Genomic DNA, 21,953 nt, shown 5'->3' with positions numbered 1-21,953 from the left:
ACTAGCTAACAAATACTATTGCTATAGTTTCACTGTGAGTTATGTATGTGACTAATTGGTATGGATTCAAGGGTTTTGTTTCCTAAATCAGGGAATTCAATTATCAATCTACGGACTAAATAATTAGGTTCACGTCAATGTTCAGGTCTATGGATAAACTTTGCTACAAAACAACCAACTGGAAGCAGTATAATCAGGCTTTAATTAATCGTGGCTCACTAACATTTTGGATTGAAGAAGAAATCATTCAGTTATTGAATCAAGCTCAGCAGGATCATGATGGGTAACTTAATTTAGTTAGTAACGCAGCTATTACGATGGCTTTCATGGTTAAATGCGTATTTTCAATGTCATTGAGAAATCTCCTAGGATTTAGTTATTCTGTTTTTAAACTTACTTAATTGCCGTTGTCATGCCTTTATTATTAATGTCTTAGTAAGCAAATCAAAATGGTAACGTCATATTTAAGACGAATACTTTAGGGATTATCCAGCACTTAGTCATTGATTTTACTAAAAAAGCAGCTTATTAGGAACGAAATCATCCGCGCAATTCGGAGGTCAATTATCAGCAGTGATACGGTTCCAACGAGTATAAAAAACAAGATCTGGTTGTTATAAACGCTCGTTATCAGAAATGGAAATGTTTCGAGTCAAAAAACTCCTAGGAAAGATATTGAGCTTAAGGAATCATAATGCTCAGATTAGTGAAACCTCCACAATGATCAAAGCGTTAAATAAGCTAACAGAATAAGGTACGCCTAAAACGCAAGCGCTCATCTAATAGTGAACAATGTTGAGCTGTGCTATCTTAACTAAGATTAGGAAACAAAGCCTCTGTTTTTAAATTTACTCAATGGGCGTTGTCATGCCCTCACTGTTCATGTGTTAGCAAGCGAGTTAAAATGATTAACGTCACATTCAAAGACAAAATTCCAGGTATCATTCAGTACTTAGCCGTTGGTTCTACGGGGTTCATAGTCTACGGTGAAGGTGAATGGCCAGCAAAAAACATGGCCCTGATGGTAAACGGTGAGTCTGATGCAAGTTACATTTAGTAGTAGATATAAATACGTCTAAAAGTATTGCCGTTGAGTTAAGTTCACCAAATGTGTCTGATGGTTAAGTGTTTCTTAGTTTACTCAAACAGACCGGCTGAAGAACTAATGCAATATTAGGCAAAGATGCTTACGATACTAAACAATGTTATGAAAGCGTTCGTATTAAACGAAGGGTTCCATCATCCCACCAAGATAAAGAAGCAACTTTTTGAAAAACGAGATCGTCCCTGTAATTTAGTGGTTAGTCACCAGCAGTTATACGGTGCAAGACAGTATAGAAGAACAAGGCATGGTTACCATAAATGTTCCCTATAAGAGACGGCAATATTTTGAATTAAAAAAATTTTTTGGAGAGACATTTAGTCTAAGAGAGTATAATGCTCAGAGCAAAACTAACGACATGATACAAAGATTAAAGAAACTGACAGAGATAAGTGCACCTAAAAGGAAAGAAGTTATTTAATAGTCAACTTTGTTGAGATTCGCTGTTTGAACTTGAATGAAGAAACAAAGCCCCATTAATCATTAAAGGTAGACTCACTAAAACAGGAACAAAGCCTATGAAATAATAACTATTTATAGTTTTATATGTAAAATTGGTAGATGGATATCCTCTTCAGGGGGCAGTCATGAGATGCTTATACAAAACAGTAAATTATATCGTTAATACCTGAGACTTGGGGTGGTTTCAGCATCTATAAACACCTTGAACCGATTCGAGGATTTTTTATGACGGCATTAAGTAATTTTGCTATTAGAGTTCGCGATGAGCTTTTAGCGCGAGGCATTGAGACACCAATGCAATCGTATTCACCGTTGACAAAAGCAGAAAAAAAAGAAAAAATTGAATATTATATGCGAAGCATATTGTCTGTCATCGAGCTTGATCTAGATGATGATAGTTTAGCCGAAACACCAGCTCGCATTGCTAAAATGTATGTGGATGAAGTATTTTCCGGTTTAGATTATACGAACTTCCCTAAAATTACAGTTATCGAAAATAAGATGGGCTGTGATGAAATGGTAAGGGTAAAAGACATTACATTGACTAGTACCTGTGAACATCATTTGGTAACAATTGATGGTTCATGTACTGTTGCTTATCTTCCTAAAGACAAGATTATTGGTTTATCGAAGATTAATCGTATCGTTCAATTCTTTGGTCAGCGTCCTCAAATACAGGAGCGTTTAACACGTCAAATTTTAGTTGCATTACAAATTTTACTTGAAACCGAGAATGTGGCTGTTCATGTGAATGCTGTCCACTACTGTGTGAAAGCTCGTGGAGTAATGGATGCAACCAGTAAAACGACGACGACAGCATTGGGTGGTATGTTCAAAAAAAATGTGGCTACACGAGCAGAATTTTTACATGGCATTGACATGTGAATATGGGTTGTGAATATTGCTATTAACGCTCAATACCGAGGAAATAAAGCTAAAAAACGTCAATATAGATTGGCGTTTTTTAGCTTTATTTCCTCATTTTAGTTCAGATAGAAAATCCTAATATGATTCACTATGTGACAATTTCTTTCGTCTTAGGCATGCTTAATTCGAGCAAATTATTTAATCTTTTGATCATTGCGGTGGTTTCGTTAATCTGAGCATGTATCATTTTTTAGATTTAATGTTTCTTCGAGTAACTTTTTGATTCGAAACATTGACGTCTCTGATAGGGAACGTTTATGGTAATCATACCTCGTTTTCCAATGCTGATTTGAACCGTATCATTGTTGGTAACTCACCGCCGAATTACGTGAATGACTGCGTTTTCAAAAATTTGTACCTCTTCTTGGGGAATGAGTGGAGACGCTCGTTTAATACGAATGGCTTTGTCACATTGCCTGGTGTCGTAAGCCCTGTCGCCTGATATTGCATTGATTGTTAAGCGGGTTTGTTTAAGTAAATTAGGTAGAACTTTACCATCAATAACATTTGATAAACTTAATTTAGCAGTAATGCTTTTATGTATATTTATATCTACTGCTAAATGTAATTTGTGCCAGACTCGTCGTTTATCGTCAGCGCCATCTTGTTTCACTTCTATTAGCTTTCATCGTAGACTTTTAGCTCCATAAAATCAATGGATTAGTGTTGAATGAGTCCTTTCTTCTTTGTCATGAATGTGAGGTTAACCATTTTAACTCGCTCGCTACTTCATGCATAATGATGGCAGTTGGGCAAGTTTGAAAATAAAATTGATGAATCCTTGCAAGCCTCTCCACGGCATTGAAAATACGTGCTCTACTATGAGAGCCATCGTAAGGGCTCAGTCACCAAATAAACGAGGTCTACCATGACTATTTCGTTTAGTTTGATTCCATAGCTGAATCTCTTTTTCATCAATCCAAAATATTCGTGAATCACAATTTATTAAAATTTAATTAAAGTAGCTTTAATTTATTGTTTTATAAAAATATTTACTCATAGACCTAAATATTTAAGTTCCCTAATTTAGGAAATAAAGCCATACCGGAACCACAATAATATTTCAACACCAACTAAAATATTACATCAAACTACATTGTAATTTAAAAGAAAAGCTTTTATTAAGCGCACCCCACAGGGAATGCAATTACTTCATTGATGTGTGATTTTCCTAATGCTACCATGACCAATCTATCTATGCCCAGCGCAACGCCAGCACAATCAGGCAAACCCGCACGAAGAGACTCAATAAGATGATGATCGATTGGTTGAGCTTTCAATCCCATCATTTTGCGTTTGTGATTATCTTCTGCAAAACGGTTAAGTTGTTCATCTGCATTATCCAACTCATAGAATCCGTTCGCAAGTTCAACACCGTGATAATAGACTTCAAAGCGAGCGGCAACGCGTGAATCATCACTGCAAACACGAGCTAATGCAGCTTGGGATACCGGGAAATTGTAAACAAACACTGGCACTGTCTCACCTAGTTTACTTCCAACGCCCATGTTGAAAAGTAATTGCAGAAGAGTGTCTCTGTCTGTCTCATGTTTCATAACATTGGAGCAACCAAGTCTAGCCGCCGTAACGCTGAGCTCACGCATCGGGGCTTCAAGTGGACATACTCCAAGCACAGATAAAAAAGCGTTTTGATAGGTCACTTTGTCTACAGAAGCAACATTAAGTACAGTACGTAATAAGATATCTATTTCATCCATTAATTTATAGTGATTAAAATCCGGTCGATACCATTCTAACATGGTAAATTCAGGATTATGATAACGTCCAGTTTCTTCATTCCGAAACGATTTTCCTATTTGATAGATGGCTCCACTTCCTGCTGCCAGCAAACGTTTCATGTGAAACTCCGGGCTCGTCATCATGAATAACGGAACGTCATGTGCGAAGCCTGATCCCATAAATTTAGTTTTAAAAGAATGAATATGAATATCAGTCACGGTAGCCTGACTCATCGCAGGCGTTTCAACTTCTAATATATCACGATCAGCAAAAAACTGACGAATCAATTGGATCAAGTTAGCTCTGGCTTTGAGAGACTCAATGTCAGCAGTTGGACGCCACTGTAAGGTCATAAACAGAATTCTTAGTAATCATTATTTACAGCATTGTAGCAGTTTTATTACCTAATTCGAGTTTAGATAGTAAATCCTAACATTATTAACTATTAGATGATTGCTTGTATTTTAAGTATACTTAATTTTATCAGCTTCTTTAACGCTTTTACCCTGGCGTAAATTTCACTAATCTGAGCATTGTGATTTTTTAAGCTCAATGTCCCTCTCAGTAGTTTTTGACTAGAGCCATTGCTGTCTCTGCTATGGAATGTTTATGGTAACCAGCTTGATTCCTAAATAAGACACTAAATTTTCAATTAACAATCTAAACAATTAGGTTCACGAATATTCTGGGTTGATGCAGTGGCTACGTAGTCATGGAATTAAGCTAAGCAGAATAATCATGGGAGATCTCGTTTATTGCGCAACTTAGCCATTACTACGGCCCTCATGGTTAAATGCGTACTTTAAGTATCATTGAGAGGTCTGCAAGGATTCATTAATTCTGTTTTTAAGCTTACTCAATTGCCGTTGTCATGCCCTCACTATTCATGCATTAGCAAGCGAGCTAAAATGGTTAACGTCACATTCAAGACGAAGACTCCTGGCATCATCCTGCACTTAGCCGTTGGTTCTACGGGGCCAAAGTCTAAGGTGAAGGCTAATGGCAAGTAAAAAGTATTGCCCTGATGGTAAACGGTTAGTCTGGTACCAGTTACATTTAGTAGTAAACATAAATACGTATAAAATTATTGCTACCGAGTGAAGTGCATCAAATGTGACAGACGATGGTACTTGCGACGTCAGCAAATATTACGAAACCGTTCGTATTAAACGAGCGGTTTCATTCATCCCATCAAGAAAAAAAGTAACTTTTGGGGACGAGGTTATTCGTGTAATTTAGTTGTCAGTTGCCAGAAGTTATACGGTTCCAATTAGCATTGGGAAAACGAGGTGTAATTACCATAAGCGTTCCTTGTTAGAGGCGACAATGTTTCGAGTTAGAAATTTTTAGGAAGGACAGTCAACCTAAGGAATAACCACGCTTATATTAGAGAAACCTAAGGCATAATAAAAGCGTTACATTCGCCGATAGGACTAGGTATGCCTAATACGAAAGCAATTGTTTAATAGTTATTCATGTTTAGATTTGCTATCTGAACTTGAATGAAGACACAAAGCCTATTGTACTATAAAAAAAGGAATTTTAGACTTCCCTCTTTGATGTTTCGTTATCAATTAATTGTGATAATTTAGCTATGTGAAAAATAATTTAGGAAAAATCGATTGTTGCTGTTAAACACGGTAAGTATGTTGCCAAGCCCTAAGCATGCAGTTGCCATTCGGATTAACGTTTGAGCAAAGGTAAGGTTTCCATCAAATTCACTAATCACTTGTAATTTCCATGCTTTCATGCCGACGGTTTGTCCTGCTCGCGCCCAGAAGTAAGTATAGAAAAAAGCGGCAACAATAAAGACATAAGCAATGAATAGCGGGCTAATGATAGGATCACGTGTTAAGTAATCACTTATGTCAGTATAGCCTTCAATAGAGAAGCCAATCTGTATAGCGATCTCGATGCCACTAATCACAATAATAATTGCTAGCCTTTCAATCGCAGCAATTACCAATAGGTCATAAAGCCACGCGCCCATTCGTCGGGCGAAATTGGCTCCCTTTGGTACGCTATTATGAAGTAGAAGATTGCGGCACGTGTTTATCCAATAAGTAAGTATGAACATAGTTTACCAGTGTTTTAGGTTCAGGTGAATGCGTGAAGATGCCGAAAATTGACGGTATGTCCAGCTGAGTGGCTAAAAAATAAACTACTAAGGAGAATAACAAATTAAAGGCTTGCGCCGTTGTGCGGTCTGCGTATAATTTAATGTACTTGCCCGAGTGGTGAAATTGGTATACACGACGGACTCAAAATCCGTTTTCTTTGGAAATGACGGTTCAAGTCCGTCCTCGGGCACCAAATTCAAGTACTTAAAATACTACAAGTTTATAGGTAAGTTAAATCATACAATAAACGACTGGGAACAGGATAACTTAGTTCTAATTAATGGTGATTCACTAATGCTCATGATTCATAAAGGAACCATGTAATTATTGGATTAAATTAGGAAGGATAATTGTGGGGTATTTCGCCTGCTTAGCGATTTAGCGATTATGATGGCTCTCATGGTGAAATGTGTATTTGAAATGCCATGAATAAGTTTGAAAAAATTTCTTAGTCCTATTTTCTAGCTTACTTAGATGTTGTTGTTATGCTATTATTGATGCATCAGTAAGCAATCTAAAACAGTTAACGTTGCACAAAACGAAGACTACAGAACCTATCTAGTACTTAACTAGTGATGCTACTGGGCTAAAATTTTACGGTGAAGACGAATGGAAAGATTTTATTCATTAATTTGAGTTCAGAGAGTAAATTTCAACATGATTTACGATTAGACAATAGCTTTCGTGTTAAACATATTTAACTCTGTCAGCTTATTTAATATTTTATCATGGAGACGGTTCCACTAATCTGATCATGGCGATGTCTTAAGCTCAATGTTACTCTCAGTAGTTTTTTTAATTAAAAACATTGCCATATCTGGTAGAGAATATTTGTAGTTATTGTACTTTCTTTTTCAATGCTTATTTGAACTGTATAACGTTTGGTAACTAACTGTTAAATTACTCGGATAATCTCGCTTTAAAAATTTTTCCTTTTTCTTGGTAGGATGAGTGGAACCATTTGTTCAATCCGAACGATTCGTAATATTATTTGGTGTCGCAAGGACCACCACCGGACATTTCAGTTATTTTTAAGCGAATCTGTTGGAGCAAGTTAGATAGCACTGCACTGTCAGTCATATTTAATGCGCTTAATTTAGCAACCACGATTTCATGCGTATTTATCTCTACCGCTGAATGTAATTTATGCCAGACTCTCCGTTTCCCACCAGTGCCATGATTTTTTACTTGCCATTCGCCTTCATCGTAGACTTGGAGCCTCGTAGAATAAATGTTTAAGTGCAGGATAGTTGCGTCATTCCTCGTTTTGAACGTGACATTAATTATTTTGACTCGTTTGCTAATGCATGAATAGTAAGGGCATGACAACAGCAGTTGAGTAAGTTTAAATTAGAATTAATAAATCCTGGCTAACCTCTCAATAATATTGAAAATACGCATTTAACCATGAAAACCGTCGTAATGGTTAAGTTGATAAATCAACGAAGTCTTCCATGATTACCCTGCTTAGTTTGATTCCATAGCTGAATAGTTTCTTCATCAATCCAGGATATTAATGAGTCACGATTGATTAAAGCTTGATTATAGATCTTAATATTTAAGTTAACCTGTTGTTTAAAGTATTAATTGAAAAGTTAGCTTTCTTATTTAGGAAATACAGCTAGTATCATAGCTGTTCCCTAGCAGAGGCAACAATGGTTCGAATTAAAAAATTACTGTGAGGGGACATAGAGTCTATGGGGTCACACAACTTAAATCAGCAAAATCGACGTCATGATAAAAAAGTTGAACAAGTCGACTGGGTTAGGCATGTTTAAAATGAAAGCAATTGTTTAATAGTAAATCATGCTGAGATTGGCTATTTGCATTCAAATTAGGAAACAAAGTCACTTCTGTACTCTATCAAAGAAAGATATAATACATGCGAAAAATTCGTCAACTCTTCATGTTTCGGTTGATTTTTTGTATGCCTGCATGATGCAAGTACATGACGACTGTTACTATTGGGTAAATTACAATAAATTTTTTTATGTAATTCGTGAGCTATTTTATGGTTTTTAATACGAAGAGATATTAGTATTAGTAATAAATGATGGTTGTGTCACTCTCTCACTTTGAAAGACTTTGTCACTTTTTTACATCGTTCATTTGTGGGGGGTGCTGAATAGGTTGCGATAATCCTTGAATCGAAACCATGCTTACCTTAAGGATGAACTAATTGAATTTATGCACGTCCAGACAGTTTTTTCCACGCCACATTATCTCGAAGGTATACAGGACTGGCGTTTTCTGCATCAACCGCTTCACCGCGTAACAAAGCATGATGAGCGAGAATAAGCATATCTTCAGATTCAGGGTAAAGCACACTACTATTGTTTATTGCTAAGTGTAGCTGACTTGCAAGTGCTGGGTAAGCAAGCCAACCTGTCCCAGCGATAGTCCATTCACCATTAACGGTTACCACGTTGCTTGTTAGTAGTTTTTTGTTAAGATCTTTCGGTGGCAGCACTGTTTCCTCAAAGGCTACATCCCAATCGCCATTCTCTTTACGCTGGTATCCGCCAAAATATATTTCATTCATGTGCGCATCAATCGCGATCAACACTCGGGTTACTTGCTTGCGACGATACGTTTGCTGTGCCATTGCCGCCATAGTTGATACACCAACCATTGGAAGATCCGCACCAAATGCTAACCCCTGAGCGATGCCTATACCAATGCGAACGCCAGTAAAGCTACCAGGTCCACGTCCATACGCTACTGCATCAAGCTGCCCCAATGTCAAATTTGCTTCTGCAAGTACGTTGTCGATCATTGGCAATATTTTTAGCGTGTGCTCTCGTGGCGCCATTTTACAACGTGTAATTACGTCATTACCAACCGTTAACGCAACGGAACAGTTTTCAACTGCGGTGTCGATAGCAAGAATTGTGTATGCCATTCATACCTCTGCTGGGGCCGGCAATGCAGCATCATTATTATTAACTATTTCGATTACAGTGAGAGACTCGCTTACTTTTTTTAATCCATAGTACGATGCATTAGGAGCAAACTCTCGTAAGAATTTTTTATCATATCACCTGTTAACTAAACTATTATCATAAAATATAAATATACCATGAAATTTTATTTTTTGATTCGAGTTCAGACAGCAAATACCAAAATAATTAACGATTAGATAACTGTTTTCGTTTTAGGCATTCCAAGTTTTATTAGTTTATGTAATGCTTTTATAATGGTGCCAATTTGCGTATGATAATTTTTAAAATCAATGTCCCTTCGAATATTTTGTGATTCGCAACATTGGTGTCCTCTCATAGAGGACGTTTATGGTAACCATACTGCATTTTCCAATTTTTATCTGAACCGCATAAGTTCTGATAACTGACCGTTAAATGACTCGGATGACGTCGTTCCTTAAAAGTTGATTTTTATTGGTAGGATGATTGGAATGGTTCGTTTAATACGAACGGTTTTGTAACATTAACCTAGTGTTGTAAGCACCAATATTTGATATTTCATTAATTCTGTGGCAGGTTGGTTTGAGCACGTTAAATAACACTTCACCGTTAGTCATATTCAATAAATTTAACTCTACAGTAATGATTCCATACGTATTTACATATACTTCTAAATGTAACTTGCACCAGACTCTCCATTTCTCATTAGTGCTATGCTTTTTTTGCTTGCCACTTGTTGTTTCTGTAGATTGGCAGCTCTGTAAAATTCATTTTTGAGTACTGAGTTATTCCTTGACTTTTCATCTTGAATGCTAAGTGAATCGTTTAAGCTCGCTTGCTAATGCATGGATAATAATGGTAGTTGAGCAAGTTTGAAAACAAAACTAATGAATTCTTGCAGACCTCTAAATGACATTAAAAATATACGTTTCACTATGAGAGTCATCGTAATGGTTAAGTAGCTAAATAAACGTGGGTCCCCCAGATTATTCTGATTAGTTTGATTATAGTGCTTCCAGTTGATTATTTTGTCGCTCAGTTTATTTATAAACCTAAATATTTAAGTGAGCCTAGCTGTTTAGAGCGTTTAGTTCCCTGATTTAGGAAATAAATCTAAGTATACGTTACTTAAAAGAGGCTATTGATTAATTTTTCACTGTAATTCTTTTAAAATTGCAGGATCTAAGATGTCCTACTAGATGACAAATCTAAGGTATTCAAACATGTATCTTCAAATGGATTGAGTATATACCTTTAGAACTAGTGACACTTCTGCCATAATGCTCGTCTATTTTATATTTATCATTGTCGACATGAATCAAGAAACTAACCTAAATGCACTTAAAGCACGATTTCGTGGATATTTTCCTGTTGTGATCGACGTTGAAACGGCAGGTTTTAACGCTAAAGCTGATGCACTTTTAGAAATTTGTGCTATTACCCTAAAAATGGATGAAGAAGGTTGGCTACAGCCAGATAAAATAATTCATTTCCATGTGGCACCTTTTCAAGGGGCTAATCTCGTTACAGAAGCGCTGAAATTTAATGGTATCCGTGATCCTTTTAGTCCTCTTCGAGGAGCTATTGATGAAAGAGATGCACTCAAGAAAATTTTTAAATTTATTCAAAAAGAACAAAAAGCACAAGATTGTCAACGTTCTATTATGGTGGCTCACAACGCTAATTTTGATCATAGTTTTGTAATGGCCGCGGCAAAGAGAAGTCAACTGAAGCGCAATCCTTTTCATCCATTCGCTACATTCGACACAGCTGCTCTTAGCGGTTTAGCATTCGGCCAAACAGTACTTGCTAAGGCCTGTAAGATAGCAGGCATTGTCTTTGATACTAACGAAGCTCATTCAGCACTATATGATACAAGGCGTACAGCAGAGCTCTTTTGTGGTATTGTTAATAAGTGGAAAAAATTGGGAGGATGGCCAGTCGTTTCTGCCGATGACCATTTCGTACAAACTCCTACGAAATAATACGTTTATAACGCGTAAAATGAATTGTGAGTTTAAATGAAAAACAAAGTTTCGCATAATATCTGGCAACTGATTGTTAAATGTAACTTGCATTTGACTTGATGTTTTTCATGAGTGGGAGGCTTTATTACTTTCCATTTTTCTTCACCGTAAAGTTTAATGCTATAGCGTTAATAGTTAAGTGATGGACGGGTCTTTTAGTACTCGTCTCGAAACCGCTTGGGTTCACTGCTAACACATGAATAATGTATGGCACACCAAAAGCAGTTAAGTAAGCTTAAAAAAATTAATAAATTTTTTTAAGCTCTTGACAGCATTGAAAATACTCCTTTAACTATGAAAACTGTCGTAATGACTAAGTTGTTAAATAAACGAAGTTTTCTATGATTGCCTACTTAGTTTGATTTCATGGCTGAATGGTTTCTTCATCAATGTAGACTGTTAGTGAGCCATAATTGATTCAAATTTAATTATAGTGCTTACAGTTAATCGTTTTGTAGCTAAGCTTATTTGTAGACTTGAATATTTAAGTTAGACTAATTATTTTGAGTGTTGATTAAAAATTTAGTCTCCTGATTTAGGGGATAAAACCGGTTACCATAAACGTTGCCTAATAGAGTTAGAAATGGTTCGAATAAAAAATTACTGGTAGGGACATTGAGCTTAAGGGATCACATAGTTCAGCGAAATTTATGTTATAATAAAAGTCTTAAAGAAGCTGATAGAACTACGTATGCCTACAATAAAAGCGATTGTCTAGTAGTGAATTATGTTGGGATTTGCTATCTGAGTTTGAGTGAGGAAAAAGAGCCATTTTAAGCTCAAGTCTCTAATTTATTCACTCCTATTTAATACGTAGTTATCATTATAAATGCTATAGTCAATTTTACAATTATTTTCGACGCATTGACCGTAAAGATAGAGGCTGTGGTTTGCCAAACGGACATTGTATTTATTGCAATTTTTAGTTGACATTGCTTAATGATTTCATATATAAAATGAATGATTTTATCATAATTTAAGCAAACAATATGATCGTGGTGGTGTTGTCTGGAGAGTTTAAAAACTGATTTTATGCCTTCAGAGTGGTGACAAATCATAATCTCTGCGTAATCGAATTAATTGAATACGTAATATATAGCAGTTCATTCGATTACTTCACCAATCTTAATGAATTTTTTATAGAGATCTTCGGTGCTGGCAGTCTGACCTGTGTAAAATTTTTAAAATATTGCTATTTTTGATAGGGAATATTTACGGCAACTATACCTCGTTTTACAATGCTGATTAGAATCGTGTAGCTCCTGGTAACTGACCGTTAAATTACGTGGATGCTCTCGTTCCTCAACAGTTGTTTTTTTCTTGATGGGATGAGTCGAACCGCTCGTTTAATACAAACGGTTTCGTAACATTGTTTGGTGTCGTGAGAACTATCAGCTAATATTTAATTGATTTTTCGCCGGGTTTGTTTAAGTAAGTTAAGCAGCACTTCATGGTCAGTCACATTTAACGCTCGTAATTTAGAAGCAATCATTCTATGCGTGTTTATATCTACCGCTAAATATAATTTGCACCAAACTCGCTGTTTCCCATTAGCACCATGTTTTTTTGCTTTCCACTCGCCTTCACTGTGGCTTTGTTACCTAATCTGAGTTGTGTGATTCCTTAGATTCAATATCCCTCCCAGCCGTTTTTTGACTCAAACTATTGCTGTCTCTGCTGTGGAACGTGTATGGTAACCGACTTTATTCCCCAAATAAAGGAACTAAATTTTTAAGCAACACTCTCAACAGTTAGGTGTGCTTAAAAATCTAGGTTTATGAATAATCCCCGCTACAAAACAACTAACTTGAAACAGTATAATCAAGCTTTAATCAATCGTGATTAACCCACATTCTGGATTGATGAAGAAGCCATTTCTCTGTAAAATTAAACTAAGTAGGGTAATCATGGGAGATTTTATTTATTTAGTGACTTAGCCGTTACGACGGTCTCATGGTTAAACGCATATATCCAATGTCATGGAAAGGTCTGCAAAGATTCATTAATTCTGTTTTTAAACTTGCTCAACTCCCTTTATGATGCCATCACTATTTATGCATTAGCGAACAAGCCAAAACGGTTAACGCTGCATTCGAGACGAGACGAAAGGAATCATTCAGCACTTAGCCATTGATTCTATGGAGTTCAACATTTACGGTGATTGTAAATGGGAAGTAAACAAAGCATGGCACTGCTGGGGAACGGCAAGTTTGGCGTAAATTATATGTAGAGGTAGATATAAATACGTATGAAATCATTGCTGTTGAGCTAAATGTATTAAATATAACTGACGGTTAAGTGTTGCATAATGTGCTCAAACAGGCCCACTGAAGAATCAACGAAATATCAGGCGATGGTGTTTGTACGACACCAGATAATGTTACTAAACCGTTTATATTAAACGAGCGGTTCCAATCATGCTATCCAGAAAAAATCAACTTCTGGAAAATAAAATTATTCGTTCAGCACTGGAAAACTAAGTATGGTGACTATAAACGTTCTCTATCAGAGAAGGCTGTTTTTTTAAATCAAAAAACTGCTCGGAAGGGGATATTGAGCCTAATGGATTACAATGCTCAGGTTGGCGGAACTGACACCATGATAAAAGTGCTAAATAAGCTGACAGAATTAGGTATGCCTAGAATGAAAGTAATCATCTAATAGTTAATTATGCTGAAATTTGCTGTCTAAACTCAAATAAGGAAATAAAATCGATGAATCCTCATATGTGCACTTCATGGATAAGACAAAGTAGTATCATGAGTATTTTGCTCACTCTATTGGGTGTCTATTTTTTGGCATCTGTTTCAACTGAAAACTTGAATTTACTGTCTCGTGTTGCTATATCAACTATGTTATCAGACGATGTTCATCACCATGAAAATACATCAAAAAAACAGAATCATTTGTGGGTTGCATACAGGATCCCTCCGAAAGCAATTTCGCTTAGTTTAGTCTCTTTACTACGCAACTGGTTTTTTTCACTTGAATGTTTTCACAATGCAACACCGAATTACGAGCTCGTTTTTGATTTCGAGTTTTCTGATGCACGCATGCGATTGAGTAGAATATATAATACATTTGAACATTGGCACGACTGGATATTAAGAAACTTCACTTTTTTCCACCGTATCTCGGGCTGGTAAAAATCCAATTTACTTTATTGCTTTATCAGTCAATCTCATGCTTAATCTAATACGCTCCCCTTGAGTCATTGTCTCAACTCTTCTGTACGCCTACATAAACGTACTGTTACGAATTATGTGCGTAGTTAGTCATGTTATTTTAGGCCCAAACTAAGATTAAAAATACTAAAATTTAACCATCGAGAGAATTGATATGCAGCTGCAATCCAAACGAAATATCGTGCTAAATCATTATCCTGCATGGACATACGTCGTACTGATGGCGGCCATTTTTATTATGTCTCTCAGCGCCTTACCCTCATGGTTTGGTGAAGAGGCAGCTGTTTTCATTAAACACCAAAATGAGCCAATTTCTCCGACATCACTATTGCATAAACTTAATACCAATAACATTCACATTAAACGTATTGATCAAAAACACAAAGACACAGTAGTCATCCTACAAAATGAAGGCAACCAAACTAAAACTAAAAAGTTATTAACGGAATTCGTGGATAAGGAAGATACTGTTACACTTGGTATGGTTTCAGCTGCTCCTAATTGGTTATTAGCAATGGGGTTTAAGCCTATCAAGTTAGGGCTCGACCTTAGCGGTGGTGTCCAATTTTTACTTGACGTGAATATGCAAGAAGTTTTTCGCTCCCATTCTGTTCAAGCAATTGATGCCATCAAATCTTACGCGCGTGAAAACCGTATTCGTGGCTTGCGTGTGCAGCCGTACGGTCTAGATGGGTTCATTATCAAAGCACCTACAGAGTCTGCTACGCATAACCTCCGCAAATACCTTCGCGAGCAATTCCCACAATTAGAAGTAAAGGTAGATCATGCTTTTACACTAACTGTTACTCTTCGAGAATCAGAAAAAGAAACATTAATAACCCTGACCATTCAACAAAATCTGCAAACTATGCGTAGACGTATTGAAGCGTTAGGTATTACTGAAGCCGTCGTTCAACGTCAAGGTGCATACCGAATTCGCATTGAATTGCCAGGTGTGCAAGATCCTGCTACGGCAAAAAATGTCATTGGTGCAACAGCAAGTCTCGCTTTCTACGAGGTTAAGCCCAACCAAGCACCTGGTACTATACTGATCCCCGATCAGCTAGGTGCCCCAGTTTACGTTAATCGCAAACCGATTCTTTTAGGTGAGCATATTGTTGATGCACGTGCGGGAATGGGTGAAATGGGAATGCCTGAGGTAAATATTTCTTTAGACGCATATGGTGGCCAAATCATGTCCTATTTTTCAGCGAAGCATATCGGCGATCAAATGGGGACTGCGTATAGCGAATACAGCCGTGATGCTACTGGTAATGTTAAGCAAACCAATACCATCATTAGTATTGCAACTATTCAGTCTCAGCTAGGTAATCGTTTTCGCATTACAGGTGTTGGACAATTCGATAAAGCCCAAAATTTAGCTTTGTTGCTACGAGCTGGTTCTCTTACCGCTCCTGTAACTATTGTTGAAGAACGTACCATTGGTCCATCATTGGGTATTGAAAACATTCAAAACGGGTTTGCTGCACTTATACTGGGCCTGGGTTTGACATTACTCTTTATGGCTGTTTGGTACCGCAAACTAGGTTGGGTCGCAAACATTGCACTCGTTATTAATATGGTGATGCTACTGGGTTTAATTGCTTTATTGCCGGGTGCTGTTCTTACGCTACCAGGTATAGCAGGCTTGGTGCTCACCATTGGTATGGCTGTTGATACCAATGTCCTTATTTTTGAACGAATAAAAGAAAAAATGCGGGAAGGCCGCAGCTTCGCACAATCTATAGACCTTGGTTTTAGTAGCGCATTTGCGACGATTTTAGATTCAAATATTACAACATTAATCTCAGCATTAACCTTATACACGATCGGTCATGGACCAATTCAAGGTTTCGCTCTCACGCTAGGATTAGGCTTACTAACTAGTATGTTCACCGGTATCTTTGTTTCTCGCGCGGTGATTAATTTATTTTGGGGTAAAGATACTCGTCATGGTGTGAGGATATAAAGATGATTAAAATGCATAATATAACAAAATGGCGTCATACCTGCAGTTTGCTTTCTTGTGTCTTTATATTGATTTCTATATGCTCACTCGCCACAAAAGGACTTCATTTCGGGTTAGATTTTACTGGTGGCATACTTAGTGAAGTAAAACTAGATCAAATTCTCATAGCAAAAGAGATCCAAGAAAAACTTGAAATGGCACTCAATCAGCCAGTATCTGTGGTGGCTGCAGGTGAGCCACATCAGTGGATACTTCGGTATGCTGCGCCTGAAAAACTGAATTCTCAACCTGAAATAAAAGCTATGCTAACCAGTTTTTCCGATCAAGTTGAAATACTTAACGTGAGTTTGGTTGGCCCACAAGTTGGACAAGAGCTCGTTGAGCAAGGAGCATTAGCGGTTCTTATCACCTTGCTAGTAATTCTTGTGTACATGAGTTTTCGCTTTGAATGGCGACTCGCTTCTGGAGCTCTTCTTGCACTTGTTCATGATGTGATGCTACTTTTAGGCTTCTTCTCTTTCACAGGCATGGAGTTCAACCTCACTGTATTTGCCGCATTATTAGCCGTCCTAGGATATTCTCTTAATGACTCCATTATTGTTTCTGATAGGATACGTGAGCTCTTAAAAGCTAACGTTACATTACCAATCGCTGAACTCAATAATCGCTCGATTTTGTTTACATTATCTCGAACATTGATTACCTCGGGCACAACATTGATTTCTGTTGGTTCCTTATGGTTATTGGGTGGAGAGCCACTGTGTGGGTTTTCAATCACGATGTTTATTGGTATTATTACAGGTACCTGGTCCACTATGACAGTCGCCACCATTATTCCTGAATTAACGAAACTTGGACCTCAGCATTATATGTCATCAAAGATTTCTGATACGCCTTAGGTGACTGTTTTTATGAGCAGGATTAGTTTCTCAATTTTAGTTCAAATAATCAATCTCAGCATACTTAGCTTTGTCAGCTTATGGAACACTTTTATCGTGGTGTAAATTTTTTTAACTTGAACATTGTGATTTTTTAGGGTGTATGTTCCTCCCAGTAGTTTTTTGGCTCGAACTATTGCTGTTTCTGATAGGGAGTATTGATGGCAATCACATTGCGTTTCCTAATGCTTATGTAAACCGCATAGTTTTCAGTAATTGACTGCTAAATGGTACGAATGATCTTATTCCCCAGGAATGGCTCATTTTTTTGGTGGAATGATTGAATCCGCTCGCTTAATACGAGCGGTTTCGTAATATTGTCTGGTGTCATAAGTTCTATCTCCTGATATTTCATTGATTCTATGACGGATCTGTTTGAGTAAATTAGGGAAAAATTCACCTTGGTCAGATGTGGTGCACTTAACTCAGCAGTAATTATTTTATGCATATTTATATCTGCCGCTAAATGTAACTTGCGTCAAACTTGCCGTTTTCCATTAGTGCCATGCTTTTTTACTTACCATTCGACTTCACCGTAGACTTTGAACCTCGTAAAATTAATGATTAAGCGCTGAATGGTTCCTCTAGTTTTCATTTTTAATGCAGTATGAACCGTTTTGGCGCTCTTGCTAATGCATGAATAGTGAGGGTATGGCAACGGTGGTTAAGTTAGTTTGAAAACAGAATAAATGAATTTTTCATTAATCCAGCATGTGAGTGAGCCATGGCGGATTAAAGCTTGATTATACTGCTTCTAGTTAGTTTTTTTGTCGTGAAGCTTGTGCATAGATGTGAATATTTAAGTTAGCCTAGCTGTTTAGAGCGTAAATTAATGATTTAAAAATAAAATTACTTACAATATAATATGTACCTGCTCATAGGCTTGTTTGCAGTTCACGATCAATGTACATTTAAAGTTATTTTTGATAAAACACACTAAAATTTAAATGTGAGCATGACGAGAGCCAATTATGCCAATGTATGTAGTGGGACATAAAATCCCAGATTCCGATTCAATTTGTGGCGCAATTGCGCTTGCGTACCTTAAAAACCAAATTAATGAGCCAGCTGTAGCTAGTCGCTTAGGTAATATTCCTCCAGAAACTGCATTTATTCTTGAACATTTTGGTGTCGATGCACCTGAGCTAAAACTTAGTTACGCAGGTGAAGAAGTTTATATTGTTGACCATTCAGAATTAACTCAAGCACCAGATGATATTGCTCAAGCAATTATTGTTGGTATTGTTGATCATCATAAATTGGGTGACTTAACGACAGCTACACCGCTTGAGTGCTGGATCCGTCCCGTTGGTTGCTCAAATACAGTTATCAAAATGATGTTCGATTTTTTTAATGTTGTAATTCCAAAAGATATAGCAGGCATTATGCTGGGAGCGATCCTTAGTGACACCATTATATTTAAATCACCGACATGTACTACTGCAGATATCCGTTGTGTTGAAGAGCTTGCTAAAATTGCTGGCATCAAAGATTTTAAAGCACTGGGTATGGAAATGTTTATGGTGAAGTCCTCAATTGCAGACACATCAGCACGTGATCTTGTTATGCGTGACTTCAAGGATTTTAACATAAATGGTTATTTTATAGGTATCGGTCAACTTGAGGTAGTTGATCTTTCGGTTTTCGATGAAATTAAAATTGAACTTGAAGTTGGTATTATGACGTTAAAAAATGAAGGTTATCGCCACTCTGTGATATTACTTCTAACTGACATAATTAAAGAAGGCTCTGAATTACTAGTTGTATCAGATGATATAACTATTATCGAGCGTGCGTATGGCAAAGCAATAAAAAATGGTCGAGTGTGGCTTGATGGCGTATTGAGCAGAAAAAAACAAGTTGTTCCACCACTACAAAATACCTTTCGCATACGCGAAGGTCTCATGTAGTGGTTATAATTGTGAGCTCTTTTAACTTACTAACTTTATAGGACATGTATGCAATAAATTGAGCATAGTATAATGTACTTTTTTCACATAGAAATTATTGTGGCTAACGTTGATGTTAAGTGCTATTTTATCAGTAAACTAGTGTAGCTCTAAAGGCACGGTAGAAGCTATGGCCAACATATATGCTACTGTTTGTTGCCAGTAATGCAGCCATTAGACCTTCCAGGTTACATATACCTACAAAGCTTATTATACTAGTATGCGTGAAAATTTAAATTGAAGAAAATTATTACGAACGTATTTGGTTGCTATAAAAAATAAATGTTAAGAGGAAGAATTTAACTTTGCATACTCGTTTAAAAGGATTTAATAAAAAAATAAAATATGAAATATTAACAAAAAAGCATGATAGCATCATTAATAAATTCATGAAACATAAGTATTACATTACTGTGTAAATCACAGTCAATTTATTAAAGATGGAACATAATTTTAAAAAATATTAAGATTAACTATTACAAGCTTCTTCATTAAAATATCTAATTGAGTGATTTCACTTCAATAAAAGCTTATTTTAGTATAATAAACAAATAAAGTAGCAATTACCATCCGGTAATTTCACGTAATGCTTTACCAATATTAGCAAGGCTGTTAACGATCTTAACTCCCGCAGCTTCTAGCACTTCACATTTACCTTCTGCTGTACCTTTACCACCAGAGATGATTGCACCAGCGTGGCCCATGCGTTTGCCAGGAGGAGCAGTAACACCTGCAATGTAAGAAACAACTGGTTTAGTTACGTTAACTTTGATGTAAGCTGCTGCTATTTCCTCAGCTGTACCACCAATCTCTCCTATCATAATAATCGCTTCAGTTGCTGGATCTTTTTCGAACATCTTCAAAATATCTATAAAATTTGAACCAGGAATAGGGTCACCACCAATACCAACACAAGTAGATTGGCCAAAACCTTCATCGGTTGTTTGTTTGACCGCTTCATAAGTTAATGTTCCTGAGCGGGAAACAATACCGACATTACCAGGCTTATGAATGTAACCAGGCATGATGCCCATCTTACATTCACCAGGAGTAATAACGCCTGGACAGTTAGGACCAATCATACGAATTCCGGCAACATCAAGCTTAACCTTGACTTGGAGCATATCTAGCGTTGGAATACCTTCAGTGATAGTTACTATAAGTTTAACGCCTGCATCTATAGCTTCAAGAATTGCATCTTTACAGAATGATGCAGGTACATAGATAACAGATGCTATTGCACCCGTTGCCTCCACTGCGTCAGCCACAGTATTAAATACTGGAAGACCAAGGTGGATTGAACCGCCTTTACCTGGAGAGACTCCACCAACCATTTGCGTGCCATACTCAAGCGCTTGCTTCGAATGGAACGTACCCTGGCCACCGGTAAAGCCCTGACAAATAACTTTGGTATCTTTATTGATCAAAATAGACATTATTTGCTCTCCGCTGCAGCAACAACTTTATTCGCTGCTTCAGCCAGTGAAGTCGCAGTAATAATGTTCAAACCACTTTCAGCAAGTTTTTGAAGCCCAAGTTTTGCATTGTGACCTTCTAATCGAACAACAACTGGTACTTTAACACCCACTTCTTCTATTGCACCAATAATACCGTCTGCAATAAGATCACAACGAACGATACCGCCGAAGACATTAACTAAAACTGCTTTCACATTATTGTCAGAAAGAATGATCTTGAATGCTTCTGTAACACGTTCTTTCGTAGTGTCACCACCAACATCCAAGAAGTTTGCAGGACTACCATTGTGTAGGTTAACAATATCCATTGTACCCATCGCTAGGCCTGCACCATTAACCATGCAACCAATGCTTCCATCTAGTGCAACGTAGTTTAGTTCCCACTGAGCCGCATGCACTTCACGTGCATCGTCCTGACTAGGATCATGCATTTCACGAATTTTTGGTTGACGATAAATTGCATTACTATCAATAGTCAACTTTACATCTAGGCAATGTAGATTACCTTTATCATTAATAACCAATGGGTTAACTTCAACCAAGGCTACATCGTATTCAATGAATAGTTTGGCAATTCCCATAAAAATTTGGGTGAACTGTTTAATTTGCTTGCCTTGCAACCCAAGTTTGAATGCTAGCTGACGACCTTGATATGGTTGGGGACCTACGAATGGATCGATTGCAGTTCTATGGATAAGTTCCGGTGTTTTTTCCGCAATTTTTTCAATGTCTACACCGCCTTCAGTTGATGCCATAAAAATAACACGATAAGTATCACGGTCAATAATCGCACCTAAATAAAGCTCTTTCGCGATGCTTGTGCATTTTTCAACTAAAATTTTGCTAACCAGTTGACCATGTACATTTGTTTGGTATGTTACTAGGTTTTTACCTAGCCAGTTCTGTGCAAATTTTTTGATGTCTTCTTTGATGCTAACAAACTTTACACCGCCTGCTTTCCCGCGTCCACCAGCGTGTACCTGACATTTTACAGCCCACTTTTTGCCACCAATTTTATCAGCAGCTTCAACGGCTTCTTGGGGAGTATCGCAGGCGTACCCTTCAGATACTGGTAGCCCGTATTCAGCAAATAACTGTTTTGATTGGTATTCGTGCAGATTCATGATATTCTATC

Annotated in this window: 14 protein-coding genes, 1 tRNA gene and 8 pseudogenes; 12 read left to right on the top strand and 11 right to left on the bottom strand. The window is 37.1% G+C overall.

The genetic code is table 11. The features are described 5' to 3' along the window. Positions 1-149: 149 nt before the first annotated feature. The 4 genes and pseudogenes from BTN50_RS08585 (at position 150) to folE (ending at position 2,449) form a co-directional block, all read left to right on the top strand. A pseudogene (locus BTN50_RS08585) lies at positions 150-753 on the top strand (transposase). A 151-nt stretch (positions 754-904) separates the two neighbouring features. Further along, positions 905-1,057, top strand: a complete 153-nt coding sequence (locus BTN50_RS09625; RefSeq protein ID WP_235611016.1) for a hypothetical protein — start codon at positions 905-907, stop codon at positions 1,055-1,057. Between the two features lie 265 nt (positions 1,058-1,322). Then, entirely contained in the window at positions 1,323-1,523 is a 201-nt protein-coding gene (locus BTN50_RS10295) for a hypothetical protein (protein ID WP_096619846.1), read from the top strand. A 266-nt stretch (positions 1,524-1,789) separates the two neighbouring features. Further along, positions 1,790-2,449, top strand: coding sequence for a GTP cyclohydrolase I FolE (gene folE, locus BTN50_RS08575; RefSeq protein WP_096619844.1), 660 nt, complete (start codon positions 1,790-1,792; stop codon positions 2,447-2,449). A gap of 130 nt (positions 2,450-2,579) precedes the next feature. On the opposite strand, the pseudogene BTN50_RS08570 reads toward folE, so the two are convergent. Together BTN50_RS08570 and epmA are read right to left on the bottom strand one after the other, a co-directional pair. Next, a pseudogene (locus BTN50_RS08570) lies at positions 2,580-3,443 on the bottom strand (IS5 family transposase). Between the two features lie 169 nt (positions 3,444-3,612). Continuing rightward, positions 3,613-4,584, bottom strand: coding sequence for an elongation factor P--(R)-beta-lysine ligase (gene epmA / locus BTN50_RS08565; RefSeq protein ID WP_096619842.1), 972 nt, complete (start codon positions 4,582-4,584; stop codon positions 3,613-3,615). A 408-nt stretch (positions 4,585-4,992) separates the two neighbouring features. Here epmA and BTN50_RS12565 point away from each other — a divergent pair. After that, positions 4,993-5,214: pseudogene (locus tag BTN50_RS12565) on the top strand (transposase); the annotation flags it as partial. Between the two features lie 130 nt (positions 5,215-5,344). Further along, positions 5,345-5,470: a hypothetical protein gene (locus BTN50_RS12560; RefSeq protein ID WP_394336790.1), complete on the top strand. Its 126-nt coding sequence runs from the start codon at positions 5,345-5,347 to the stop codon at positions 5,468-5,470. A gap of 349 nt (positions 5,471-5,819) precedes the next feature. On the opposite strand, the gene BTN50_RS08555 is transcribed toward BTN50_RS12560, so the two are convergent. Then, a complete protein-coding gene (locus tag BTN50_RS08555) occupies positions 5,820-6,308 on the bottom strand; it encodes an RDD family protein (protein ID WP_096619838.1) in 489 nt (162 codons plus the stop codon). A 151-nt stretch (positions 6,309-6,459) separates the two neighbouring features. On the opposite strand from BTN50_RS08555, the gene BTN50_RS08550 reads away from it, so the two are divergent. Beyond that, a tRNA-Leu gene (locus BTN50_RS08550) sits at positions 6,460-6,544 on the top strand. Between the two features lie 475 nt (positions 6,545-7,019). On the opposite strand, the pseudogene BTN50_RS08545 reads toward BTN50_RS08550, so the two are convergent. From BTN50_RS08545 to BTN50_RS12555, 3 genes and pseudogenes are all read right to left on the bottom strand, one after another. Next, positions 7,020-7,907: pseudogene (locus BTN50_RS08545) on the bottom strand (IS5 family transposase). Positions 7,908-8,536: 629 nt separating this feature from the next. Further along, on the bottom strand, positions 8,537-9,253 hold the full coding sequence (tsaB, locus tag BTN50_RS08540) for a tRNA (adenosine(37)-N6)-threonylcarbamoyltransferase complex dimerization subunit type 1 TsaB (RefSeq protein ID WP_096619836.1): 717 nt from the start codon (positions 9,251-9,253) through the stop codon (positions 8,537-8,539). Positions 9,254-9,486: 233 nt separating this feature from the next. Beyond that, positions 9,487-10,320, bottom strand: a pseudogene (locus tag BTN50_RS12555) (transposase). A gap of 265 nt (positions 10,321-10,585) precedes the next feature. Here BTN50_RS12555 and rnt point away from each other — a divergent pair. Beyond that, the gene (rnt, locus tag BTN50_RS08530; RefSeq protein WP_096620012.1) at positions 10,586-11,257 is read left to right on the top strand and encodes a ribonuclease T; all 672 of its coding nucleotides are present in this window, start codon (positions 10,586-10,588) and stop codon (positions 11,255-11,257) included. Between the two features lie 848 nt (positions 11,258-12,105). On the opposite strand, the gene BTN50_RS08525 is transcribed toward rnt, so the two are convergent. Further along, positions 12,106-12,357 (bottom strand): transcriptional repressor, encoded by a 252-nt coding sequence (locus BTN50_RS08525; RefSeq protein ID WP_223823274.1) that lies wholly within the window; start codon positions 12,355-12,357, stop codon positions 12,106-12,108. Between the two features lie 344 nt (positions 12,358-12,701). Then, positions 12,702-12,878, bottom strand: a pseudogene (locus BTN50_RS12550) (transposase); the annotation flags it as partial. Between the two features lie 198 nt (positions 12,879-13,076). Here BTN50_RS12550 and BTN50_RS08520 point away from each other — a divergent pair. From BTN50_RS08520 to secF, 3 genes and pseudogenes are all read left to right on the top strand, one after another. Beyond that, positions 13,077-13,960: pseudogene (locus BTN50_RS08520) on the top strand (transposase). 678 nt (positions 13,961-14,638) lie between these two features. Next, positions 14,639-16,453 (top strand): protein translocase subunit SecD, encoded by a 1,815-nt coding sequence (secD, locus tag BTN50_RS08510; protein WP_096619830.1) that lies wholly within the window; start codon positions 14,639-14,641, stop codon positions 16,451-16,453. A gap of 2 nt (positions 16,454-16,455) precedes the next feature. After that, on the top strand, positions 16,456-17,352 hold the full coding sequence (gene secF / locus BTN50_RS08505; protein WP_096619828.1) for a protein translocase subunit SecF: 897 nt from the start codon (positions 16,456-16,458) through the stop codon (positions 17,350-17,352). A gap of 41 nt (positions 17,353-17,393) precedes the next feature. Here secF and BTN50_RS08500 read toward each other — a convergent pair. Beyond that, positions 17,394-18,124, bottom strand: a pseudogene (locus BTN50_RS08500) (IS5 family transposase). 238 nt (positions 18,125-18,362) lie between these two features. Between BTN50_RS08500 and BTN50_RS08495 the strand changes: the two are divergent. Continuing rightward, on the top strand, positions 18,363-19,301 hold the full coding sequence (locus tag BTN50_RS08495; protein ID WP_096619826.1) for a manganese-dependent inorganic pyrophosphatase: 939 nt from the start codon (positions 18,363-18,365) through the stop codon (positions 19,299-19,301). A gap of 602 nt (positions 19,302-19,903) precedes the next feature. Here BTN50_RS08495 and sucD read toward each other — a convergent pair. Together sucD and sucC are read right to left on the bottom strand one after the other, a co-directional pair. Continuing rightward, on the bottom strand, positions 19,904-20,776 hold the full coding sequence (sucD, locus tag BTN50_RS08490) for a succinate--CoA ligase subunit alpha (protein WP_096619824.1): 873 nt from the start codon (positions 20,774-20,776) through the stop codon (positions 19,904-19,906). Beyond that, a complete protein-coding gene (sucC, locus tag BTN50_RS08485) occupies positions 20,776-21,942 on the bottom strand; it encodes an ADP-forming succinate--CoA ligase subunit beta (RefSeq protein ID WP_096619822.1) in 1,167 nt (388 codons plus the stop codon). The genes sucD and sucC overlap by 1 nt, the downstream gene beginning before the upstream one ends. Positions 21,943-21,953 lie beyond the last annotated feature (11 nt).

Source organism: Candidatus Enterovibrio altilux, assembly GCF_002381345.1.
Taxonomy (GTDB): Bacteria; Pseudomonadota; Gammaproteobacteria; order Enterobacterales; family Vibrionaceae; genus Enterovibrio; species Enterovibrio altilux.
Note: the sequence above shows the minus strand (reverse complement) of the source record. Positions and strands in the feature narration are given on the sequence as shown.

What these genes read in the sequence shown, in the direction of transcription:
- rnt (WP_096620012.1), top strand. Translation starts at nt 10,586, where the DNA reads ATGAATCAAGAAACTAACCTAAATGCACTTAAAGCACGATTTCGTGGA.
- epmA (WP_096619842.1), bottom strand. Translation starts at nt 4,584, where the DNA reads ATGACCTTACAGTGGCGTCCAACTGCTGACATTGAGTCTCTCAAAGCC.
- sucC (WP_096619822.1), bottom strand. Translation starts at nt 21,942, where the DNA reads ATGAATCTGCACGAATACCAATCAAAACAGTTATTTGCTGAATACGGG.
- sucD (WP_096619824.1), bottom strand. Translation starts at nt 20,776, where the DNA reads ATGTCTATTTTGATCAATAAAGATACCAAAGTTATTTGTCAGGGCTTT.
- secF (WP_096619828.1), top strand. Translation starts at nt 16,456, where the DNA reads ATGATTAAAATGCATAATATAACAAAATGGCGTCATACCTGCAGTTTG.
- BTN50_RS08495 (WP_096619826.1), top strand. Translation starts at nt 18,363, where the DNA reads ATGCCAATGTATGTAGTGGGACATAAAATCCCAGATTCCGATTCAATT.
- tsaB (WP_096619836.1), bottom strand. Translation starts at nt 9,253, where the DNA reads ATGGCATACACAATTCTTGCTATCGACACCGCAGTTGAAAACTGTTCC.
- BTN50_RS09625 (WP_235611016.1), top strand. Translation starts at nt 905, where the DNA reads ATGATTAACGTCACATTCAAAGACAAAATTCCAGGTATCATTCAGTAC.
- secD (WP_096619830.1), top strand. Translation starts at nt 14,639, where the DNA reads ATGCAGCTGCAATCCAAACGAAATATCGTGCTAAATCATTATCCTGCA.
- folE (WP_096619844.1), top strand. Translation starts at nt 1,790, where the DNA reads ATGACGGCATTAAGTAATTTTGCTATTAGAGTTCGCGATGAGCTTTTA.
- BTN50_RS08525 (WP_223823274.1), bottom strand. Translation starts at nt 12,357, where the DNA reads ATGATTTGTCACCACTCTGAAGGCATAAAATCAGTTTTTAAACTCTCC.
- BTN50_RS08555 (WP_096619838.1), bottom strand. Translation starts at nt 6,308, where the DNA reads ATGTTCATACTTACTTATTGGATAAACACGTGCCGCAATCTTCTACTT.